Source organism: Streptomyces sp. NPDC041135 (assembly GCF_055592085.1).
In genome coordinates this window covers 81,833-102,444 of the sequence record NZ_JBVIYZ010000007.1, presented here as the reverse complement: position 1 = coordinate 102,444, position 20,612 = coordinate 81,833, and the positions used below count along the sequence as shown (strand labels likewise).

Sequence of the window (20,612 nt, the reverse complement as noted above, 5' to 3'; positions counted from 1 at the left end):
CTCAACTCCTCTGCGCGGCGGCGGTGACGGTGGTGGCGGTGGTGGTGGTGAGGTTCGTGCGCACGGGCGCCCCGGACAGGCCCATCCCGGCATGGCGCATCCCGCCGTCCGCGTGGAGCACCTCGCCGGTGATGCCCCGCGCGAGCGTGGACAGCAGGAACAGCACGGGGCCCGCCACCACCTCGGCCGCCGCGGTGGAGCTGTCCCAGCCCAGCGGAGCCTCGCGGCGCCACCGCTCGTCGAGCGCGGCGAACGTGGACACCCCGCGGCCCGACACGGTCTCGACCGGACCGGTCGCCACCAGGTTCACCCTGATCCGCTGCGGGCCCAGGTAGAGGGCGAGGTAGCGGCAGACCGACTCCAGGGCGGCCTTGGCCACGCCCATCCAGTCGTAGCCGGGCCAGGCCAGCGTGCCGTCGAAGTCGAGGCCCACGACGCTGCCGCCGTCCGGGCCCCGCCCGAGCAGCGGGGCGAGCGCGGTGGTCAGCGCGTGCAGGGAGAGCGCGCTGGTGCGCAGGGCGCGTTCGGCGCTGTCCGGCGGAGTGGTGAGGAACGATCCGCCGATCGCGTCCGCCGGGGCGCCGGCGATGGCGTGGACGGCGCCGTCCAGGCGGGGCCACCGCCGCGCCACCGACTCGCCGAGCGCGAGGAAGTCGTCGGGCCGGCCGGCGTCCAGGGCCAGCACCTCGGCCGGCTCCGGCAGGTCGGCGGCGGCCAGCTCGGTGATCCGGCGGGTGCGGCCGTAACCGGTCAGCAGCACCTCGGCACCGGCGAGTTGCAGCGCCCTGGCGATGTGCCAGGCGAGGGAGTCACTGGTGAGCACGCCGGTCACGAGGTAGCGCCGGCCGGACAGGGTGATCATGTGGCGGCTCCGTCCGGCGCGCCGCGCAGGACCAGCGCCGCGTTGTGTCCGCCGAACCCGAACGAGGTGGACAGCGCGGCCGGCCTGCCCCGTCCGCCCCGGTCCAGGGGGCGTGCCGCGGTCAGATGGGTCAGCGGGCCGAGGGCGGGGTCGGGCGTGGTCAGCCCCACGGTCGGCGGCGCCTGCCGGTGCCGTAGCGCGAGGACCGTGGCGACCGCCTCGACCGCCCCCGCGGCGCCGAGGAGATGCCCGATCGACGACTTCGTGGAGGACAGCGGGATCCCCTCCAGCGCCGGGCCGAGACTGCGCCGCAGGGCGACGACCTCCGCCTGGTCGTTCAGTACGGTGCCCGTGCCGTGCGCGTTGATGTAGTCGAGGCCGTCCGCGGCGAGCCGGGCGTCGGCCAGCGCCAGCGACACCGCGCGGGCGGCGCTGACCCCTTCGGGGTCGGGCGCGGTGAGGTGGTAGGCGTCGCTGCTGGCCCCGTAACCGGCGAGTTCGGCGAGCACCGTCGCTCCCCGGGCGCGGGCGCCGTCCGCGCTCTCGAGCACGAGGATGCCCGCGCCCTCTCCCAGCAGGAATCCGTCGCGGTCGCGGTCGAAGGGGACCGAGGCGCCGCTGGGCGAGAGGGCGCCGGCGTTCAGGAAGGCGGCCCGCACGATCGCCGAGGTCGCGGCCTCCGCGCCGCCCGCCACCACGGCGTCCGCCTCACCGGAGCGGATCAGCCGCAGTCCCGCGCCGATGGCCTGCGCCCCGGCGGAACAGGCCGAGATCACACAGTGGCTCTCTCCGCCCAGGCCGTGCCGCAGCGCGATCTGGGCGGCGGCCGCGTTCGCCATCATCATCGGCACCATGAGCGGGGAGACGGCTTCCGGACCCTCCTTGTCCAGCACCACCTGCTGGCCCTCGAAGGTCTCCAGACCGCCCACCCCGGAACCCACGACGCAGGCCACCCGCTCCGGGGCGTAGGGCGGCCGGTCCGCCCAGCCCGCCTGGGCGAGTGCCTCGGCCGCGGCCACCAGCGCGAACTGGGAGAACCGGTCGGTCCTGCGGGCCTCCCGGCGGCTGAGGACGGCGGTGGGGTCGAAGCCGGTGCAGCGGCCCTCACCGCCGGTCAGGGCGCTCTCGCCCGCCACCGCCCGTTCGTGGAGCGGGGCGGCGCCGGCGCCCAGCGCGGTGACCGCGCCGACTCCGGTGACGACGACACCGCGGTGCGCCATCACAGCCCCGCGGTGGCGTACATGACGTCGAGGGCCTCGCCCACCGTCTTGACGTCGTCCATGTCCTTGGGGCGGACGTGGATGCCGTACGTCTTCTTCACGGCCTGACCCAGTTCCACCAGGTCGAGGGAGTCGATCTCCAGGTCCTCGAAGGTGGCGTCCGGGGTGATCGCGTCCGGTTCGGCGCCGAAGTCGGCGAGCGCCTCGGTGACGAACGCGTTGAGGGACTCACGGGTGGCTGGCGTGGTGGGCACGGTGAACTCTCCGATCATGTGGATGTCGGCGGGAATGCGGCAGGGCCGCGGCAGGAATGCGGCAGAGGCACTCGGCGAGGGGAGGAGTGGGGTGGGGGGAGGAAGGGAGGAGCGTCCGGCAGACGCACGGGGACACCGCGGCCGGGTGGCGCCCGGCGGAGGCGGACGGTCCGGACCGGTAACCCGACGGGTTCAGTCCGTGGGCAGCTGCGGAACGAACGCCGCGGCGGAGAGGCCTCCGTCGACGGTGATCGTGGTGCCGGTGAGGTAACCCGCCTCCGGTGAGGCGAGGAAGCGGACGCAGGAGGCGATCTCCCGCGGGCGGGCGGCCCGGCGGGCGGGTATGGCGGTGCGTGCCGAGCGTCTCAGGAACTCGACGTCGGCCACGAGTTCAGTCTCGACCAGGCCGGGCGCGACCGTGTTGACGGTGATGCCGCGCCGGGCGACCTCCACGGCGACCGACCGCGTGAGCCCTTCCAGCCCGGCCTTGGCGGCGGCGTAGTTGGCGACGCCGGGCAGCGATCTGCTGCCGAGCACCGATCCGATGTTGACGATCCGGCCGAAGCGCGATCGGGACATGGCGGGCAGGGCGCGGTGCGTGGTGCGGTAGACCGCGCTGAGGTTGGTGTCCAGCACCGCGTGCCAGTCGGACGGTTCCAGCGCCACGAAGACCTGGTCGGAGCGGATGCCGGCGTTGTTGACGAGGATCAGGACGCGGCCGTACGCCTCCTCCGCGGTGCGGAAGAGCGCCTCCACGTCGTCGGCGACGGTGACGTCGGCGCGGCAGGCGAGGGCCGTTCCCCCGGCCCGCTCGATCTCGGACACGGTCTGCTTCGCGGCGGTCTCGTCCTGGCGGAATCCGACGACCACGGGACGTCCGGTGGCGGCGAGTTCCAGGGCGACAGCGGCGCCGATACCACGTGAGGCGCCCGTCACCAGGGCGCAACCTTCGGGTGATAAGTGCGAGTGCTCTGTGGCAGTCTGCGACATGCCGGCCCCCGGGTGGAAGTGCGCGTTCTCGACAGTGCGTGGAGCAAGTCTCGACTCGTGCTGGCCCGATCGTAGAGTGCCCACGGTCAAAAGTCACCGGGGACCCGTCCACTTGTCAGAACCTCCGGCCCCTCCCTACCCTCGCCTGCCATGGCAGACAGCCCGGAGTGGAACGCCGCAGGCGGAGGGCCGGCCACCGCCCGGTCCGTCGAGGTGACGACGCGGGACGGGATCGCCGTACTGACCCTGAACCGACCCGACGACGGCAACGCGATGAACACCGCGCTGCTGGAGGAACTGGCCGCCGTCGCACAGGACATGGCGCGGGACACCGCGCTGCGCGGCGTCCTGCTCACCGGAGCCGGCAAGGCGTTCTCGCGCGGTGGCGACATCCGTGAGTACCATCGGGCGCTGTCGGAGGACTCCTTCGACGCCGCGGCCTACGGCGACCGGCTCACCGGCCTGCTCAAGCAGACCGTCCTGACGATCCGCGCGATTCCCTGCCCGGTGCTGGCCGCGGTCAACGGCCAGGCGGCCGGGGCGGGTTTCGCCCTCGCCCTCGCCTGCGACCTGCGACTGGCGTCCCGGCGCGCGTCGTTCCATTTCGCCTACGGAGCCATCGGCGCGTCCACCGACGCCGGCATGGCCTGGTTCCTGCCCCGCGCGGTGGGATACGCCCGCGCACTCGAACTGCTCCTGGAACAACCGGTGATACGGGCACCGCAGGCCCAGCGGGAGGGACTGGTCAGCGCGGTGGTGGAGCCGGGCGAGCTGGTGGAGGAGGGGCTGCGCCGGCTGCGCGAGCTGGCCCAGGGCGCGCCGCACGCCGTCCGCAGCGCCAAGCACCTGCTGGACCGCAGCCTGTCCATGCCGCTCGCCGAACACCTCGACCTGGAGCGCGCCGACTTCGCCGCGGCGGTCGCCTCCCGCGACATGCGCCACGGCATCACGTCGCTCCTGGCGGGGGAGTGGCCAGAGTTCCGCGGCGAGTGACCTGCCGCCCCCACCCGCGGTGGCGCGGGCGGCCTGGCATCGATCGTTGCCATGAGGCGGCTGGGGTGGCCCGCGTCCTGCCGGTCGGCCGGGAGCGGGTCTCAGATGCCGACGCGTTGCGGTCAGAAGGCGTAGCGGATCGTCAGCCAGGGTGCGTGCGCGGTGACGAGATCGCGCAGTTCCTGGACGGCCGCCGCCTTGACGCCGTTGCGGTAGCGCACGTTCAGGGCGCCGTTCTGCGAGCGTTTGGCCTGCTGCAGGTCGGGCTGCCACAGCACGTCCTCGGCGCGCGGGTGCCAGTTCAGGTTGACCTGGTGCAGTTCCTGGTTGTGCGTGAGCATGATGACCTCGGCCGCCGCCTGCTCCTTGACCCGCCGGGGCAGTACGTCGTCCAGGTGCCGCAGCAGGTCCGCCCAGGCCTGCTGCCAGCCGGGTCGCAGGACGACGGGGGAGAGGTTGAAGTGCACCTCGTACCCGGCGTCCACGAAGTCGGCGGCCGCCGCGATGCGCGCGGGCACCGGAGTGGTGCGCACGTCCAGCAGCCGGGAGTCCTCCGGCGGCATCACCGAGAAGCGGACGCGGGTCCTGCCCCGCGGCTCGAGCGAGAGCAGGTCCGGGTTGACGAACTTGGTGGCGAACGACGCCTTCGCGGACGGCCACAGGGTGAAGGCCCGCACGAGGTCGGCGGTGTTGTCGCTGATCAGCGCGTCCACCGAGCAGTCGCCGTTCTCGCCGATGTCGTAGACCCACGCGTGCGGGTCGCACTGGTTGGGCTCGGTCTTCGGGCCGAGGCGCGCGATGTGCCGCCCGAGGTGGGCGAGCAGGGCGTCGATGTTGGTGAACACCGTGATCGGGTTGGCGTAGCCCTTGCGGCGCGGGACGTAGCAGTACGCGCAGGCCATGGCGCAGCCGTTCGACGGTCCCGGAGCGATCCAGTCGGCGGACCTGCCGTTGGGCCGGGTGGTCATGGTCTTGCGTTCACCGAGGACCAGCGTCTCCGTCTTGACCCTGACCCAGCGCTCGGCGTTGCCCTCGTTCCCGTGCAGCCCCGGAATGCGCCAGTGACCGGGCACCTCGGTGATGCGGGCGTGCGGGAAGCGGGCGATGATCTCCCGGCCGCGCGGAGAGGCGGCCGCCGCGGGCTCCGCGTAGATCTCCCGCACCGCCAGCATGCGGCGGGCGGCCGCGGAGTCCCGGAACGCGGATGCGGCCGGCGCGCCGGAGGGCCCCGGGGACGAGGTCCGCGAGGGAGAGGGCTGGAGGTCGCCGAATCCGAACAGCGCTTCTTGTTCCATGGACCGTCCCGCCGTGTGCTGTGTCGCCGCCGTGCTGCCGTGCTGCCGTGCTGGCGTGCCGCCGTGCTGTGGGTGCCTGCGTGGGGGCACTTCCACAGTAACCGGACACGCGGGGCGGGGGAGGGGAGCCTCCGTACCGGGCGGCTCAGGGGCGACCTGCCGTGTCGGGGCTGCGCGCGGCACGGTACGCGGTGCCGTCCCGCGGGCGCCGGGGCCGGTTCGGGGCGCCGGGGCGGGTGCGGCCGGCGAGGCCGAGCAGGAAGCCGGCCGGGATGGTGATCAGCCCCGGGGTCTGCAGCGGGAACCAGTGGAAGTCGCGGTCGGGGAAGAGCGCGATCGGGGTGCCCGAGACGGCGGGGGAGCCCGCCAGGAGCAGCGCGATCAGCGGCAGCGTCCCGTACACCGTCCAGCGCGTCCCGGTGGCGGTGTGACCCGGCAGGAACAGCGCGTACAGCAGGACCGGGGCCAGCACCGAGGCGGCGACGGTGAACGACAGCGAGATCAGCGTCAGCCTGCCGCGGTCCTGGACGATCACCGCCAGGACGACGACGGCGGCCCCGACCAGGACGATGCCCGCCCTCGCGCGGCGGATCTCGCCGCCCGGCGAGCGGTGCGCGCTCCCGGGGACCGGCCGTCCGCCGAAGTCCCGCACCAGGCTGGAGGCGGCTGCCAGGGTGATGCCCGCGACGGCCGCGAGGGTGGTCACGAAGACGGCGCAGGCGACGACGGCGAAGACCATGCTGTGCCGGGCGCCCCCGGCGGCCGGGTCGAGCGCGCCCGTCACCATCAGCAGCGCGGTGGCTCCCCCCGGGTCGGCGGCCCGCACCGCGTCCCGGCCCACCAGGGCGCAGGCGCCGAGTCCGGCCACCACGACCCCGGCGCAGACCACCGCGACGGGCCCCACGGCCCAGCCGGCGGCGCGGCGTGCGGTCCGGGCGTCGCGCAGCGGGTGCAGCCGCATGGTGAGGTGCGGCAGGCAGGCGGCGCCGAGCAGCAGCGTCGCCTCGAAGCTGATCAGGTCCAGACGCCCGGCGACGGAGTGACCGAAGTGCAGCCCGGGCCGGGCGTAGTCGGCGCCGGCCGCGGAGTTGTCCCGGGCCGCGCGGAACAGGGCCGCGGGCGACCATCCGTACCGGTGCAGGACCAGTCCGGCCAGGAGCAGTACGGCACTGAGCACGACACCGACCTTCAGGACCTGTACGTAGCCGACGCCGCGCATCCCGCCGAACGCGGCGTAGCAGACCATGAGCGCCCCGCCGGCGACGGTGCAGCCGGTGAGCGCGCCGTCGGGCAGGCCGAACATGGCCGTCATCAGGTGGCCCGCGGTGGACAGCTGCACCAGCAGCAGCGGGGCGAGGACCACCAGGGTGGCGACGCCGAGGGCCCGGCGCACGGAGCGGTCGCCGAGCCGGTCGGCGAAGAAGTCCCCCAGGGTGAACACGCCGCCGCGGCGCAGCGGTCCGGCCAGCAGCCGCATGACCAGCCAGAGCGAGACGACGGTGGCGCAGGCGAAGAGGATGCCGTCGGTGCCGTCCAGGGCGACCGAGCCCGTGGTGCTGAGCAGGGTGGCCGCGGAGATGTAGTCGCCGGCGATGGCGAGTCCGCTGCCGACCGGGCCGAAGGCGGCGCTGCCGCCGGCGTAGAAGTGCTCGGGGTCGTCCAGGTCGGCCGCCGCGAGCCCGCACATCAGCAGGGACACCGCGACGAAGACGAGGAAGACCACGACGGCGAAGGACTGACCGTCACCGGCGCTCATGAGCGGCACCCCGGTGCCGTCCTGGCGTGCGGACCGGTCACCGCGTCCGGGACCGGCGGTGGGAAGGGAGGGGCTGCGGAAGACATGCCGGTCATGCCATCAGCCGGCCGGTGCCCCGTACAGCGGGTGGGGCGCGCGGGCGGCGGCGGCACAGCGGGCCCGGGACGGCGGTGTGCGGGGGCACAGGCCCGCCCCGGTCCGCGCCGTCCCGGGCGGGCGCCCGCCCGGCGTCCCGGGCCGGGCCCGGGTCAGAACAGCTCGTCCTGCTCCACGGGTGCGCTCCGGCGGGCGGCGCGCCGGGCCGGGTGCCGGGCGGGTGTCTCCTTGCCGAAGAGCGGGACCGTGCCGTACTCGTCGGGTTCGGCCGGCACGGTCGCCGGTCCGGTCCCCACGTTCAGCCGCAGCGGCGCCTCCCGGTCGAAGTCCGCCGGCGTCATCGCCGTCCAGTCACAGTCCTGACGTTCACTCATCGGCGCTCCTCCACCCTCGGACGTCCTCCTACCCGTGCCCCTCGCCCACCACGCCCGGGCATGATCGGAAAGGGTACGGGCCGACCCCGCCGGCAGCGCCGGGCAGGCGCCGTACCGCCGCCCCGGCGAGGAGACCCCGGGGCGGCGGCGAGTACGCGGGCCCGGCGCGGCGCGCTGCCGCCCCGGGGCGATCAGCCGCCGATGTCCGACCGCTGCGCGGCGTCGACGATCGCCGTCGCGTCCTCCGGCAGGAGGTGTCCGGCGGTCACGGACGCCTGCGCGGCCGCCCGCACCTTGCTCACGTACGCCTCGTGCGTCGGGTACAGCCTGCTGAGCACGGGTTCCGCGCGGGGCGGGAACGCCGGGTCGGACGGGTCGGCCGCGTCGTGCCGGTCCCACGGGTCGGCGTCGCCGTTCCACGGGTCCCTGGCGCCGTAGAGACCGCAGAAGACCCCGCTGCCGCTGGTGTCCCGCGCACCGGTGAGCGTCCGGGTGGGCACCGCCACGTCGGGGAGCCGGATGCCGCCGGTGGCGAGACCGGTGGCCGGGTCGCGCAGGTCGGCGTTCAGCTGCGCCCCGCTCGCGGGCCGGGGCCCGCCCCGCGCCCAGTCCGCCAGGTGGTTCAGGGCCGCGTTCATCGCGTAGTGACCAGGGCCGTCGTTGTAGGGGGCCGAGCCGGCGGCGCAGTCGGGCTGGGGCGCGGCGGCGCCCGCCGACTTGACCACCGTCGGCTGACCGAGGTCGTACGCCCACTGGTCGCCGTGGGCGGTGCCGGCCACCTCCCAGTGCACCAGGCGGTCCGTGTCCGGCTGCCGCGCCGCTGACGCCCCCGGCACGTCCGTCTCCGTGAGCACCACGAACGTGGGCACCGACAGGTCGGTACGGATCCGCGACGGGTACGGCATCAGGAGGATGTCGCCCAGGTCACCGCTGATGGGCGCGGCGACGGCGCTGTTGCTGTGCACCAGGAAGCCGTCGTAGACGCCCGCGACCGGCTGTACGGCGTCGGCGTACGTCGTCATCAGCCCCGCCGACTGCGACTCGCCGTCGGCGAGCAGCGTCCTGACGGTGAGGCCGCCGAGCGGATCGGGACCGTCGGGAGTGCGCAACGCCTGTCCCGCCTGGCTGAAGATGTCGTAGGCGAAGGCGTCACCGGGGTGGACCAGGCTGCCGTAGCGGGCCGGGTCCCAGCCCTTCAGCCCCTTGATCTCGCCGAGGCCGCCGTTGACACCGACCGCCTGGGCCGAGACGCCGACCCAGGCGTACCCCTCGCGCAGCAGCTCGTCGCGCTCGAACCAGTAGTCCGGGGAGAGCTCGATCTGCCCACTGACGTTCAGCCACTCCACGACGACCGTACCGTTGAACTTCGCCGGGTCGGCGGGCCGGCGCACCAGCAGGCGGCTCTTGTACGCGGCACGGCCGGACGCGCGGACGTTCCACCGCCCGTCCGGGCCCCACAGCCCGGACTTGGCGTACGAGGTGGCGGTGCCCGAGATGAAGTACTCGCTCTCGGTGTAACCGAACGAGCCGAGGTCCTCGGCCGCGGCGAGGAACGGGAAGCCGTGGCTGCCGGCGGGCGGGACACTGACGACGGGGTTGGCGGCCGCGGCCCTGGCGGGGGCGGCCTGGGCGGGTGACGTGCCCAGGAGCGTGGTGAGCAGGACCGCTCCCAGCGCGGTGGCGGTGACCCACCGCCGGGGTAACCGGACGGGGAAGTGCACGGGTTGCCTCCGTGAACGATGGTGTCGGACGGGTCGGGGACGCAGTCTGGTCCCCGTCCGCCGGCCGGCCACCGGTGAATCGACCGGTGGTGACGGGCGGCCCCCCCCCGCGACCGCCCGGACCGGACGCGGTCAACTCGCGCCCTAGGCTGACCCCGTGACGGACTTCATCATCTCGGGTGACACCACGCACTGGCAGCGGGACTTCGAGCGGCGGCTGTACGACTCGTACACGAGGGCCGGGCTCGGTCCGGCCGCGGTGGAGCGCAGACTCGACACCGTGCGCGCGGACATGGGCGACTGGACCGTCGCCGAGATCACGCACGCCGGGACCCGCGTGGGACACGTCGCCGTGGTCGTGGCCGGAGACGGCGATACCCGCGAGGGCCGGATCGGGGATCTCCACGTCGACGCGCGCCACGCCGGCCAGGGGCACGAACGGGCGGCCCGGGACTGGGCCGAGGAGTGGTGCGCCGCGCAGGGCGCCCGCCGCATCGGGGTACGGCTCACCGGGCCCGCCGGCGACCTGTTCGCCGACTACCGCGTCCACGGCCAGGTCAGGATGCGGTCGCTCACCTCTCCACCCGACCTCGGCGACGCCGTCACCGCACGGCCGATGACACCGCAGGAGTATCCCGGCTGGCTCGCCGCCGAGAAGGCGGGCTACGTCGCCGGCATCGTCCGCTCCGGCGCCCTCGGCCCCGAGGACGCCGTACGCAAGTCCGACCGCGACTTCGCCGAGCTGATACCCGAGGGCCTGGCGACGCCCGGCAACACGTTCCTGGTGCTGGAGGCGGACGGCGAGCGGATCGGCTCGGGCTGGCTGAAGCACGGGTACCTCCCCGGAGTCACCTACGGCTACTCGCTGCACGTCCACGAGGAGCACCGCGGCAAGGGGTACGGGCGGGCCGCGATGCCGGCCGGTGAACGGGCCGCCCTCGCGGCCGGTGACTCGGCGCTGATGTTCACCGTGTGGGGCGGCAACGAGGTGGCCATGAACCTGTACACCGGCGCCGGTTACCAGGTCCTGGAGGAGAGCCGCTCCCTTCCTCTTCCCCGCTCCGCCGCCTGAGGAACGGCACGCCGCCGCCGCGCTCGCGGACTCCGCTCCGCTCCGTTTCCCGGCCATCGGCGGGGCCGGGGCGGCGCCCGCCGGTGTAGACGCCGCGAAGCGGGGCATCCGTACGCTGCCCAGCACTGCTCGGCGTCGCACCGAGGTCCTCGAGGGCCGCGTGCGCCCTGTAGGCCCCAGCAGGCTCGGCGAGCCGCGAGCCGTGGGACCGAGGAGAGAGACCGCCATGCTGCTTCCAGCCGAGAAGGAACTGCGTGCCGCACTGGCGCGGTTCGCTCAGGTCCGCATCGAGCACGAGCTGCGCCCCACCGGTCGCACGAGCCGGGCCCTGGAGGACGTCACCCGCGAGCTGTGCGCGCTGACCGGAGCGACGTCCGCCGAGCGAGCCCTGGGCGCGGCGGACACGCTGCTGGAGCGCTACCGCGCCGCGCGGCAGGGCACGCCCGAGGAGAAGCCGCTGGCCGCGTAGGGACCGGGCCCCGCGGCCGGCCGGCGCCGTCAGGCCCGCCTGGGTACCGGGGGCTCCGCCCAGCCGTGCCGCACCGCATGGCCGCCGAGCTGCATCCGGGTGCGGACCCCGGCGAGGTCCATGAGGTGGCGCAGACGCCGGTGCAGGGTGCGCGGTGAGAGGCCGAGCTGGGTCGCGGCCGTCGGATCGGTCACGCCGGCCAGCAGCAGGGCGAGAATTTTGCGGTCGAGGTCGGTCGGGCCCTGCGCCCCCGGCTCCACGACGGGCTCGGCGTCCTCACCGGTCCCCGACAGCTCCAGCGGGTGGGCGGTGCGCCACACCGTCTCGAACAGCGCGTCCATCGCGTCCAGCAGACCACTGCGGTGCAGCAGCACCGCACCGGGCTCTCCGGCCGGTGTGGTCGCGAGGGGCACGAGGCCCAGGTCGGCGTCCGCCAGCACGAGCTTCATGGGCAGCTGGTCGGCGACCCGCAGCCGCACGCCGTTGCGCAGCGAGTCGGTCGCGTCGCGGACGATGCCCGGCTCCGCCAGCACGGCCCGGTCCAGCACCGCCCGGAAACGCACACCGCGGCCGATGGCCATGGGTTCGGCCGTGTTCTCCTCGGGCGGCAGGGCGACGAACGGCGCGGTGATGAAGGCGCGGACCTCGGCACGGGCCGCCTGCTGCACCTGGAGGTAGCGGTGGCGGATGGCGTCGGCGCCCGTGACGACCTCGATCAGATCGACGATGCTGCTCCCGGTCATGGCCGCCCGGTGTTCCTCGGCGAAGGTCACCAGGGCGTGTTCGGCGGCGCGCAACCCGTCCCTGCGCTGGCTGATGAGAGCGCCCAGCGCCATGGCCGGCGGCGCGGCGGTGAACCGCTCGCCGGCCGACCTGATCACCAGTCCCCACCCGACCAGCCGGGACAGGACGTCCGCGGTTCGCGCCTGCGACAGGCCGAGCAGCTCCGACAGCAGCGCCGTGGTGGAGTCCGGCCGTCCGAGCAACGCCCGGTAGACGCGCTCGTCCTCGGCGTCGAGGCCCAGAACATCCAACATCGGCGACCGACTCCCCTCCGCTTGCCGCAGCGGTGAGAGTATGCGCCATGGCCGCGGAGTGCGGAAAATCCCTGGTGCGGGCGGGTGCGAAGGGACGGGCCCCGGGGCGTTGCCGCCCCGGGGCCCGACGTTTCGGTTCATCGCAGGCCGTACGCCCGGACGATGTCGTTGCTGACGCCGAAGCCGCGGTCGGTCCGGGCGCTCGCGCGGATCGAGAGGAAGCCGCCCCGCTTCGTCGCCGTGCGGAACGAACCCGTCCAGGACCGCTCCCCGTGCCTGCTCAGGGGCACCTTCCGCCAGGTGGCGCCGTCGTCGTAGGAGACGTCCAGCTTCACCGCGCCGACCTTGCCCGGCACGGTCCCGCCGTCCATCGACACCGGCTCCAGCACGATCCGCTGGGTCGAGCCGGCCTTGATGTCACCATGCAGGTCGGTGGCCAGCCGGTAGTTCAGGTTGAGCACCGAGAACGGCCGGAAGTCGTCCGCGTCGACGGTGTCGGACATGAACGTCCACTCGGTGTGCGTGCGGGTCGACAGCCGGAAGACGTCACCGGGGCGCCGCACGTCCAGGACGGCGCGGTAGGGCAGGTTGCCCGCCGGCACCTCCTGCCACTGCATGTCCCCGCTCTGCGGGTTGTCGTAGATCCGCCGGTCGCCCTGGAAGACCTGGAGGTGGGACGGTGTCTCACCCCAGGGCAGGTAGCCGCCGAGCCGCATGGTGTCGCTGGCCGAGGCCCACGCCTGCACGTTCCAGGTCAGGTAGTTCTGCCAGCGGGAGTTGTACACGCCGAAGGACTCGCCCTGGCCGGGCCGCGTCGCCGGGGCGAACCAGTCCAGGCGGGTGGTGCTGCCCTTGGCGTAGGTGTTGTCACCGGAGACCATCGTCCACGGCAGGGCTCCGTCGACGCCTTGTGCGTGGAACTCCCGCCAGTCCTGGCCGGGGGTCACCCACTCCGTTCGCGTACCCGGGTGCCACTCGGCCTCGGGGAGGTTGAACGAGGGGCTGAGGGTGAAGTCGGACCGGTAGCCTTCCGCCGACGTGCCGCCCGCGGCCGCGTAGTAGCGGGCGTCGATGCGGGCGAGGTCCCGCTTGTCCGGCCGGTAGACCAGCGGCCGGTCCGGCACCTGGCCGGGGTACTCCCGGGTCAGGTCGTAGACGAACGGCGTGTACTCGGTGCGGCGCACGGTCAGCTTGAGGCGGCCGGTCCTGGCGAGCGCGATCAGGGTGCGGCCGGCGTCGCGGTGCACGGAGGCCACCGGGAGGGCGGCCTCACCGACGTACTCCAGCAGCGCGCCCGGGGCGTCGTTGACCACGATCAGCGACTTGGCGCCGGCCGCGGCGGCGGCCTCCGCGCGCTCCTGCGGCGAGACCGCGTCGGTGCGGTCGACGACGACGACCTTGCCCTTGGCCTTGATCCCGGCGTACGCCGCCGCCGAGCCGTCACCGGCGTAGACGGCGCCCAGCGTGTCCGTCCCGGTGGCCAGGTCGCCGCCGGCCTGCGTCAGCGCCTCGAAGCGCCGGCGGCCGCCCGGCGTGCTCACCTCCAGTTGCGGTTCGCCCTTGCGCCAGCGGGTGGTCAGCAGGAACTCGCCCTGGCGCATCGGCTTCGTCGGCGCCACGTAGACGTCGTCGTACGTCGGCGGCAGCACGTAGGCGCTGCGGTAGTCCGTGTACGGGTCCATGCCCTTGTAGTGGACGTTGAAGTCGACCTTGCGCTGGCGGTCCTCGGTGCGCTGCGGTGCCTCGGTGCGCAGCAGCCGCGCCCTGCTCGCGTCCAGCACCACGGTCGCGGGGCCGTCCTTGAGCACGGTCTCCGGGTCCACCAGCACGGCCAGGCCCGAGCGGTCGGGCTTCTCACCGGAGACGTCGAGGTACCCGGCGACGGTGTACAGGCCCGGCGCCATGCGCATGGTGGTCGAGCCGTCGACGTACACGGACCACGGCAGGGTGTCCCCGGCCAGGTTGACGCCGACCCAGCCGGCGGCGGGAGCGCCGTCGCGGCCGACGAGCTTGATGTTCAGGTCGTAGCGCTCCTCCTCCTTGAGCAGCGCCACGGACGTGCGGGTGACCGCCTTGCCGGTGGCCGCGTCGGTGGCCGTGACGTAGCCGGTGTGCCGGCCCGCCGAGGCGGCTTGCGGGTCACCGGTCACCGGGACGGCGGCGGTGCCGCCGGCCGGGACGGTCACCTTGGCGGCCCCCAGCGAGAACGGGCCGTCGTCGCCGCTCAGCGCGAGGTTCAGCGTGAGATCGGCGGGACCGGTGTTGGTGAGGGTCAGGTCCTTCGTGACGGCGACGTCGCCCGGGTCGTGCGGCCAGGTGTAGTTGCCGAAGAACAGGGACCCGGTGGCGCGGACCCCGGTGCGCACGGCGGCGGCCACGTCGACCCTGCCGGTGCCGACCTCGTACGGCGAGTACGCCTCGTCCAGGCCCTTCGCGGTGCTCATCAGCTGTTCCTTGAGCTGCGCGCCGGTCCAGTCCGGGTGCTGCTGGGCCAGGATCGCCGCCGCGCCGACCACGTGCGGGGTGGCCATCGACGTGCCGCTGAGGGTGCGGTAGTAACCCTCGCCGCCGTCCGTCATCTTCTGCGAACGGGCCGCCGTGATGTCCACGCCGGGCGCCGCGATGTCCGGCTTCATGCCGCCGGACGAGGCCAGCGGGCCGGTGCTGGAGAACGACGCGAGCTGGTCCTGCTTGTCCGTGGCGGCCACGGTCAGCGCCGAGGCGGCCGCGCCCGGGGCGGAGATGCTCTCCGGCCCCGCGTTGCCGGCGGCGATGACGAACAGGGTGCCGTACTGCTTGGAGAGCGCGTCGACCATCTGCGACATCGGGTCGCTGCCGTCCGTCGGGTAGGAGTCGCCGAGGCTCATGTTGACGACGTCCGCGCCCGTCTCGGCGGCCCACTGCATGCCGGCCATGACCCACGAGTCCTGGCCCGATCCCTCCGCCCCGCCGAGCACCTTGCCGACGTACAGGTCGGCGCCCGGGGCGACGCCCTTGTAGTCGCCTCCTGAGGCGGCGCCGGAACCGACGATGGTGCCGGCGACGTGCGTGCCGTGCCCGTTGACGTCGGTCACGTCCTCACCCGGCACGAAGCTCGTCGTGCCGTCGATGAGGCCCTTGAAGTCGGGGTGGTCGGCGTCGATGCCCGTGTCCAGCACCGCCACCTTGACGCCCTTGCCGGTATAGCCGGCCGCCCACGCCTCGGGCGCGCCGATCAGCGGCACGCTCTCCTTGAGGTCGGCCTTCACCCGGCCGTCGAGCCACAGCTTCGCCACGCCCTCGCCCAGCTTCGCGCTGCCCCGCGGCGCGACGGCGGACCAGAACGTGCGGGCCCGCCGCTTCTCGGTGCTGAGCACCGCGCCGTGGATGCCCGTGAGCGTGCGGGTCAGTCTGCTGCCGCGGGGCGCGGTCGGCGCGATGGCCGCACGGGACGTCGAGCGGGCGTACGTGGCGATCAGGGGCACGGTCGCGGACTTCGCGTCGTCGTAGCCCATCTCGACCAGATCCGTGACGTCGAACAGCCGCCGGTCCAGCTTGCCGGCACCGAGGAGCGGCGCCGCCTCGTCCGGTATGACGAACAGATCGCCGTTGATCTGCTGCATCTTCACCCCGCCGACGGCGCTGTCCGGCCGGTCGACGTCGGCGGTCTGCCTGCCGTCGGCCATCGTGGTCACCCGGACGACGTCACCGGTGACCAGGGTGACCGTATGAGTGGCCGAGGCCTTCGCGGGAACGGCGGGCCGGTGCGGGGTGGCATGGGCGGGCGCTTGCGAGATCGCGAGCCCCGACGCCAGCAGCGGTCCCGCGGTGAGGGCCGCGAACAACTGCCGGCGTCTGCGCCGGAAGGCGGAGGACTGAGAGGGGAAGGACATGCCCCGGGTCTACCGGCCGGTTCACGCCGCCGTGAAGAGCTGATCATGGCAAGTCCTCGCCATGGCGGTGACTTGCCATCCGCGCGGTGTGCGAATCCGGGCGAAGCGGCTCATCCGGAGAGCGGGTCCCGCCCGTCCGGGCCGGGAGGCCGGAGGCCGCCCGGCCGTCGGACAGCGGGTCCCGCCCGTCCGGGCCGGGAGGCCGGAGGCCGCCCGGCCGTCGGACAGCGGGCCGTGTGCACCGGTGATGTCCGGTGCGTTGACAGAACATCACGCCCCTCCCATCATGGGAGCGCTCCCACAGTCGAGTTCCGGCCGCCGCCCCACACGGGCACGACCGCAGACGACCCGCACGGCATCGCACCGCCGCACCGCACCCGCCGCATCACAGGGCATCGCGCACCGCACAGGCACCGCACGCACTTCGCACCGCTGCACCGCACGGCACGCCCCCGCACTTCCCGCACCCCCTGCACCGCACCGCATTGCACCGCACCCATGCTCCGTTCCCGTGCCACCGGCGTGGAACGTCCTGCTGCCGCGCCGGCACTCCGCCGCCGGCGGCACGGTCCGGCACCCGCTGCCCCCACCCGTGCCGCCGGCCCCCGAGGGAGGACCCGCATGCCCCCACTGCTCGGACCCGGCCGGCCGGCCGGCACCGGAGGGCCCCGCGCTCTTGCGCGCGGCGCCGCCGTCCTGGCCGCCGCGCTCGCGCTGCTGTCGCCGCTGGCCGCTGCCGCGCCCGCGGCGGCGCGGACGGCCGCCGCCGCGGACGCGACCGTCCAGGTCAACACCCAGGCGGCGCTGGGCCGGCTGTCCACCACCGCCCACGGCGTCAACGCCGCCATCTGGGACTCGCACATGAACGACCCCGAGGTCGCCACCCTGATGAAGGCGGCCGGCGTCGGCGCGATGCGCTACCCCGGCGGCTCGTACGCGGACATCTACCACTGGCAGACGCACTCGGCACCCGGCGGGTACGTCGCCCCCGGCACCGGCTTCGACTCCTTCATGGGCACCGTCCGGGCCACCGGCGCACAGCCCATCCTCATCGCCAACTACGGCTCCGGCACGCCCGAGGAGGCGGCCGGCTGGGTCCGGTACGCGAACGTCACCAAGAACTACGGCGCCAAGTACTGGGAGATCGGCAACGAGATCTACGGCAACGGCCACTACGGCAGTGGCTGGGAGCAGGACGACCACGCGGACAAGAGCCCGCAGGAGTACGCCCGTCAGGTCCGTGCCTACGCCACGGCCATGAAGGCGGTCGACCCGACGATCAAGATCGGCGCGGTGCTCACCACGCCGGGTCAGTGGCCGGACGGCGTGGCCGGCCAGGGCGACCCGGGCGACTGGAACCACACCGTGCTGTCCCAGGTGACCGATGTCATCGACTTCGTGAGCGTCCACTGGTACGCGGGCGGCGCGGACACCAGCGTCCAGGACGCCATGGCCAAGGTGGCCGGCCTGCCCGGTGAACTGCGGGAGGTGCGCGCCCAGCTCGACCGGTACGCGGGCGCCGACTCACCGCGCATCGGCATGGCCCTCACCGAGATCAACACCAACACCGGCGGCGCCCGCCTCACCGCCCGCCCCAACGGCCTGTTCGCCGCGGACGCGTTGATGACGGCCTCGGAGAACGGCGTGTTCACCGTCGACTGGTGGAACACCCACAACGGCGCGGGCCGGATCACCACCGTCGGCGGCGAGACCGACTACGGCGACATGGGGATGCTCTCCAGCGGCGCGTGCACCGACGACGTGTGCGAACCGGCCCCGAACACACCGTTCCACCCCTACTACGGCATGAAGATGACCAGCGAACTGGGCACCGCCGGTGACACCATGGTCGCCACCGCGTCCTCCGCGCAGGAGGTCTCGGCCCATGCCGTGCTGCGCCGCGACGGGCGACTGAGCGTCCTGCTCATCAACAAGAACCCGGACGCCGCGCGGACCGTGGACCTCGACTACGCGGGCTTCACCCCGTCCGGCACCGCACCCGAGGTCAGCCGCTACGCACCCGGCGACACCGACGTCACGAAGGTCACCGGCTCGGACGCGTCCACGTCGCAGGTCACGGTGGCGCCGTACGGGATGCTCACCGTCACCCTCGCGCCGCGAGCCGGCACCGGGCCCGGGGCCTCGGCCGCGGGGACCCCCGGCACGCCGAAGCTGGGCGCGGTGACCGACACCACGGCGCGCCTGTCCTGGCAGGGCGCGGCGGGCGCCGCCCGCTACCTGGTCCAGGAGCGCGACGGCGCCCACACCCACGTGATCGGTGAGAGCACCGGCACGACCGTGACCCTGCAGAACCTGCCCCCGGGCAGCACCCACACGGTCAACGTGCTGGCGGCCGACGCGTCGGGACGGCTCTCGGCCGCGTCCGATCCGCTGACCTTCACCACCGGCACCCCGGCGGACGCCACCTGCGCGGTCACCTACCACCTGGACACGAGCTGGGGCAACGGCTTCGTGGCCACGGTGACCGTGCGCAACCTCGCGTCCACCCCGATCACCGGCTGGACCGTGGACTGGGACTGGCCGGGCGACGGCCAGTCCGTGTCCTCGGGCTGGAACGCCACGTTCCACCAGACCGGCCGGCACGTGCGGGTGACCGCCCCCGACGGCGCGGGACCGCTGGCCCCGGACGGCGGATCGACGGCCTCCTTCGGATTCGTCGGCGCCAATGACGGACCCAACCCGCAGCCGGCGGCCGTCCGCCTCAACGGGACGGTCTGCTCGCTCGGCTGAGAACGCCCGGCGACCGGCCGGAGCCGCCGAGGGGACCCGGGGGAGCACGGCGCCCGGGTCCCCGCGCGCGCTCCGGCGCCGACGAGCCACCGGCCGGCCGCCGCGAGGCGCTCCCGCACCGAACGGGTGACGTCGGTGAAGGCGTACGTCTGGCCTGCGGGGACCGGGGTATCCGCGACACCGGAACACCGTCACCCCAGAGCCGAGGAGGCCCCCGTGCCGTCCACCGACGTCGTCGAACTGATCCTGCAGGACCACCGCCGCATGGAAGACCTCTTCCGGACCATGCGCAACGCCGAGGCCGACCGCGCCGCCGCTCTCCAGGAGTTCTCGGCCCTGCTCATCGCCCACGCCTCCGCCGAGGAGGACGAGGTCTACCCGGCGCTGCGGCGCTACAAGAACGTCGACGACGACGACGTCGACCACAGCACCCACGAGCACCAGGAGGCCAACAAGGCGCTGCTCGCCCTGCTCGAGGTGGAGGACACCGCCTCCGAGGAGTGGGACGAGAAGCTGGAGGAACTCGTCACGGCGGTCAACCACCATGCGGACGAGGAGGAGCGGACCCTGCTCAACGACGCGCGGGAGAACGTCGCCGACGACCGCCGTGCCCAGCTCGGCACCGCGTTTCGCGACGCCCGCGCCACGTACCTGGAGAAGGACTGCGGCAGCGCCGAGTACGTACGCGAACTGGTCGCCGCCCACAGCGAGTGACCGCGGCCGTTCCTGCGGCTCGGGTCAGCCCTGCGGGTCCCGCGGCGCGGCGTCGATCTCGCGCAGACCCTGGTCCCTGCGTTCCGTGCGGGTCTCGGTGCGGTGGCCACGGGCGATGTAGTCCCGCACGACCGCCTCGACGGCGTCCTGGGGCGAGCCGATACCGGCCAGCACCATCACTTCCACCACGAGATCGGCGTCGAGACTGATATTGACCTTGGCCACCACTGCCCCCCATCGCGTGACATCGGCACTGTAACCGCTCGCGATCCGCGCGGACAGCGTCCCGTTGCCCTCCGCGCACGGGGGAGTCACCGGCCGGCCCGCCGGTGCGGGCCGGCCGGGCGCGGTCTCAGCGCAGCCGGCGTGCGCGCAGCACGATGTCGTCGGTGTGGTGGGCGCCGGCGCCGCCGTCGGGCGCCACGCGTGGCCGCTGCTCGTCGACCTCCACCACCCAGTCGTCGTCGAGCAGTGCGGCGACCATCGCCGGCCAGACGTAGTCGGCCGGGTCGAAGCCGTTGTGGTCGTGGCGGGTGTCCATGCCCGCGTGGTGGACGAGCAGCAGCACACCGCCGGGCGCGACGGCCGCGAGCAGCGCCCGCTCGGCCGCGGCGTCCGGGGTGCGCAGCAGGGCCGGGTACTGCGCGGAGACCAGGTCGAAGGAGGCCGGCGGGAGTGCTGCCTCGGTCAGCGTGGCGTGCACCCAGCGGACGGCGACGCCGGCGTCCCGGGCGTGCCCGGCCGCCCGCTCCAGTGCCACGCCCGAGACCTCCAGTGCGGTCACGTCCCACCCGCCGCGCGCGAGCCAGACGGCGTCCGCGCCCTCGCCGCAGCCGACGTCGAGCACCCGTCCCGGCGTGAGCCCGGCGACCTCGGCCACGAGCGCGCCGTTGGGCCGGCCGCTCCACAACCGGTGCTGGTCGGCGTACCGGCTGTCCCACTCCGCCCGCACCGCGGGATCGCCGACATATCCGTCGGCAGGGGGAGGGGCCGGAGACGCGGTCGTCTCGGTCGTGCGATGTGCTGTGTGTTCTTCGGTCACCGGCCCACCGTCACCCGGCACGCAGGGGCAACGCCATTCTTTTTGCGGGTCCGGCAAAACGACGGCCGCACCGGCGATGTCACACCCGGCGGCG

At 73.9% G+C, this 20,612-nt stretch carries 17 protein-coding genes; 5 read left to right on the top strand and 12 right to left on the bottom strand.

What is annotated here, in order from left to right; genetic code table 11:
- Position 1: 1 nt before the first annotated feature.
- The 4 genes from ACZ6CZ_RS18415 to fabG form a co-directional block, all read right to left on the bottom strand.
- Positions 2-862 (bottom strand): SDR family oxidoreductase, encoded by an 861-nt coding sequence (locus tag ACZ6CZ_RS18415; protein WP_469021882.1) that lies wholly within the window; start codon positions 860-862, stop codon positions 2-4.
- The gene (locus ACZ6CZ_RS18410) at positions 859-2,082 is read right to left on the bottom strand and encodes a beta-ketoacyl-[acyl-carrier-protein] synthase family protein (RefSeq protein WP_469021879.1); all 1,224 of its coding nucleotides are present in this window, start codon (positions 2,080-2,082) and stop codon (positions 859-861) included. Before ACZ6CZ_RS18410 ends, ACZ6CZ_RS18415 begins: the two co-directional genes overlap by 4 nt.
- The gene (locus ACZ6CZ_RS18405) at positions 2,082-2,336 is read right to left on the bottom strand and encodes an acyl carrier protein (protein WP_469021875.1); all 255 of its coding nucleotides are present in this window, start codon (positions 2,334-2,336) and stop codon (positions 2,082-2,084) included. Before ACZ6CZ_RS18405 ends, ACZ6CZ_RS18410 begins: the two co-directional genes overlap by 1 nt.
- Positions 2,337-2,528: 192 nt before the next feature.
- Positions 2,529-3,272, bottom strand: coding sequence for a 3-oxoacyl-ACP reductase FabG (fabG, locus tag ACZ6CZ_RS18400; protein ID WP_469021872.1), 744 nt, complete (start codon positions 3,270-3,272; stop codon positions 2,529-2,531).
- 204 nt (positions 3,273-3,476) lie between these two features.
- On the opposite strand from fabG, the gene ACZ6CZ_RS18395 reads away from it, so the two are divergent.
- Positions 3,477-4,319 carry an enoyl-CoA hydratase/isomerase family protein gene (locus tag ACZ6CZ_RS18395; RefSeq protein ID WP_469021869.1) on the top strand — a complete coding sequence of 281 codons (843 nt, stop codon included), beginning with the start codon at positions 3,477-3,479 and terminating at the stop codon, positions 4,317-4,319.
- Between the two features lie 122 nt (positions 4,320-4,441).
- Here ACZ6CZ_RS18395 and ACZ6CZ_RS18390 read toward each other — a convergent pair whose 3' ends face one another.
- The 4 genes from ACZ6CZ_RS18390 to ACZ6CZ_RS18375 form a co-directional block, all read right to left on the bottom strand.
- Positions 4,442-5,614, bottom strand: a complete 1,173-nt coding sequence (locus ACZ6CZ_RS18390) for a spore photoproduct lyase family protein (protein ID WP_469021867.1) — start codon at positions 5,612-5,614, stop codon at positions 4,442-4,444.
- A gap of 145 nt (positions 5,615-5,759) precedes the next feature.
- Positions 5,760-7,370: a sodium:solute symporter family transporter gene (locus ACZ6CZ_RS18385; protein WP_469021864.1), complete on the bottom strand. Its 1,611-nt coding sequence runs from the start codon at positions 7,368-7,370 to the stop codon at positions 5,760-5,762.
- 248 nt (positions 7,371-7,618) lie between these two features.
- Positions 7,619-7,840, bottom strand: a complete 222-nt coding sequence (locus tag ACZ6CZ_RS18380) for a hypothetical protein (protein ID WP_469021862.1) — start codon at positions 7,838-7,840, stop codon at positions 7,619-7,621.
- Between the two features lie 191 nt (positions 7,841-8,031).
- Entirely contained in the window at positions 8,032-9,561 is a 1,530-nt protein-coding gene (locus ACZ6CZ_RS18375; protein WP_469021859.1) for an alpha/beta hydrolase domain-containing protein, read from the bottom strand.
- Between the two features lie 157 nt (positions 9,562-9,718).
- On the opposite strand from ACZ6CZ_RS18375, the gene ACZ6CZ_RS18370 reads away from it, so the two are divergent.
- Together ACZ6CZ_RS18370 and ACZ6CZ_RS18365 are read left to right on the top strand one after the other, a co-directional pair.
- A complete protein-coding gene (locus ACZ6CZ_RS18370) occupies positions 9,719-10,633 on the top strand; it encodes a GNAT family N-acetyltransferase (RefSeq protein ID WP_469021857.1) in 915 nt (304 codons plus the stop codon).
- Positions 10,634-10,859: 226 nt separating this feature from the next.
- Complete coding sequence (locus tag ACZ6CZ_RS18365) at positions 10,860-11,102, top strand: DUF5133 domain-containing protein (protein ID WP_469021854.1); 243 nt, start codon at positions 10,860-10,862, stop codon at positions 11,100-11,102.
- Positions 11,103-11,131: 29 nt separating this feature from the next.
- Here ACZ6CZ_RS18365 and ACZ6CZ_RS18360 read toward each other — a convergent pair whose 3' ends face one another.
- Complete coding sequence (locus tag ACZ6CZ_RS18360; protein WP_469021851.1) at positions 11,132-12,139, bottom strand: helix-turn-helix domain-containing protein; 1,008 nt, start codon at positions 12,137-12,139, stop codon at positions 11,132-11,134.
- A 137-nt stretch (positions 12,140-12,276) separates the two neighbouring features.
- Positions 12,277-16,011, bottom strand: coding sequence for a S8 family serine peptidase (locus tag ACZ6CZ_RS18355; protein ID WP_469021849.1), 3,735 nt, complete (start codon positions 16,009-16,011; stop codon positions 12,277-12,279).
- Between the two features lie 621 nt (positions 16,012-16,632).
- Between ACZ6CZ_RS18355 and ACZ6CZ_RS18350 the strand changes: the two genes are divergently transcribed.
- The gene (locus tag ACZ6CZ_RS18350) at positions 16,633-18,762 is read left to right on the top strand and encodes a cellulose binding domain-containing protein (RefSeq protein WP_469021847.1); all 2,130 of its coding nucleotides are present in this window, start codon (positions 16,633-16,635) and stop codon (positions 18,760-18,762) included.
- Between the two features lie 216 nt (positions 18,763-18,978).
- Positions 18,979-19,476 carry a hemerythrin domain-containing protein gene (locus tag ACZ6CZ_RS18345; RefSeq protein ID WP_469021844.1) on the top strand — a complete coding sequence of 166 codons (498 nt, stop codon included), beginning with the start codon at positions 18,979-18,981 and terminating at the stop codon, positions 19,474-19,476.
- A gap of 24 nt (positions 19,477-19,500) precedes the next feature.
- Here the strand turns inward: ACZ6CZ_RS18345 and ACZ6CZ_RS18340 are convergent, their stop codons facing one another.
- Positions 19,501-19,701: a type II toxin-antitoxin system VapB family antitoxin gene (locus tag ACZ6CZ_RS18340; RefSeq protein WP_469021842.1), complete on the bottom strand. Its 201-nt coding sequence runs from the start codon at positions 19,699-19,701 to the stop codon at positions 19,501-19,503.
- Positions 19,702-19,828: 127 nt separating this feature from the next.
- Positions 19,829-20,518: a class I SAM-dependent methyltransferase gene (locus ACZ6CZ_RS18335; RefSeq protein ID WP_469021839.1), complete on the bottom strand. Its 690-nt coding sequence runs from the start codon at positions 20,516-20,518 to the stop codon at positions 19,829-19,831.
- Positions 20,519-20,612 lie beyond the last annotated feature (94 nt).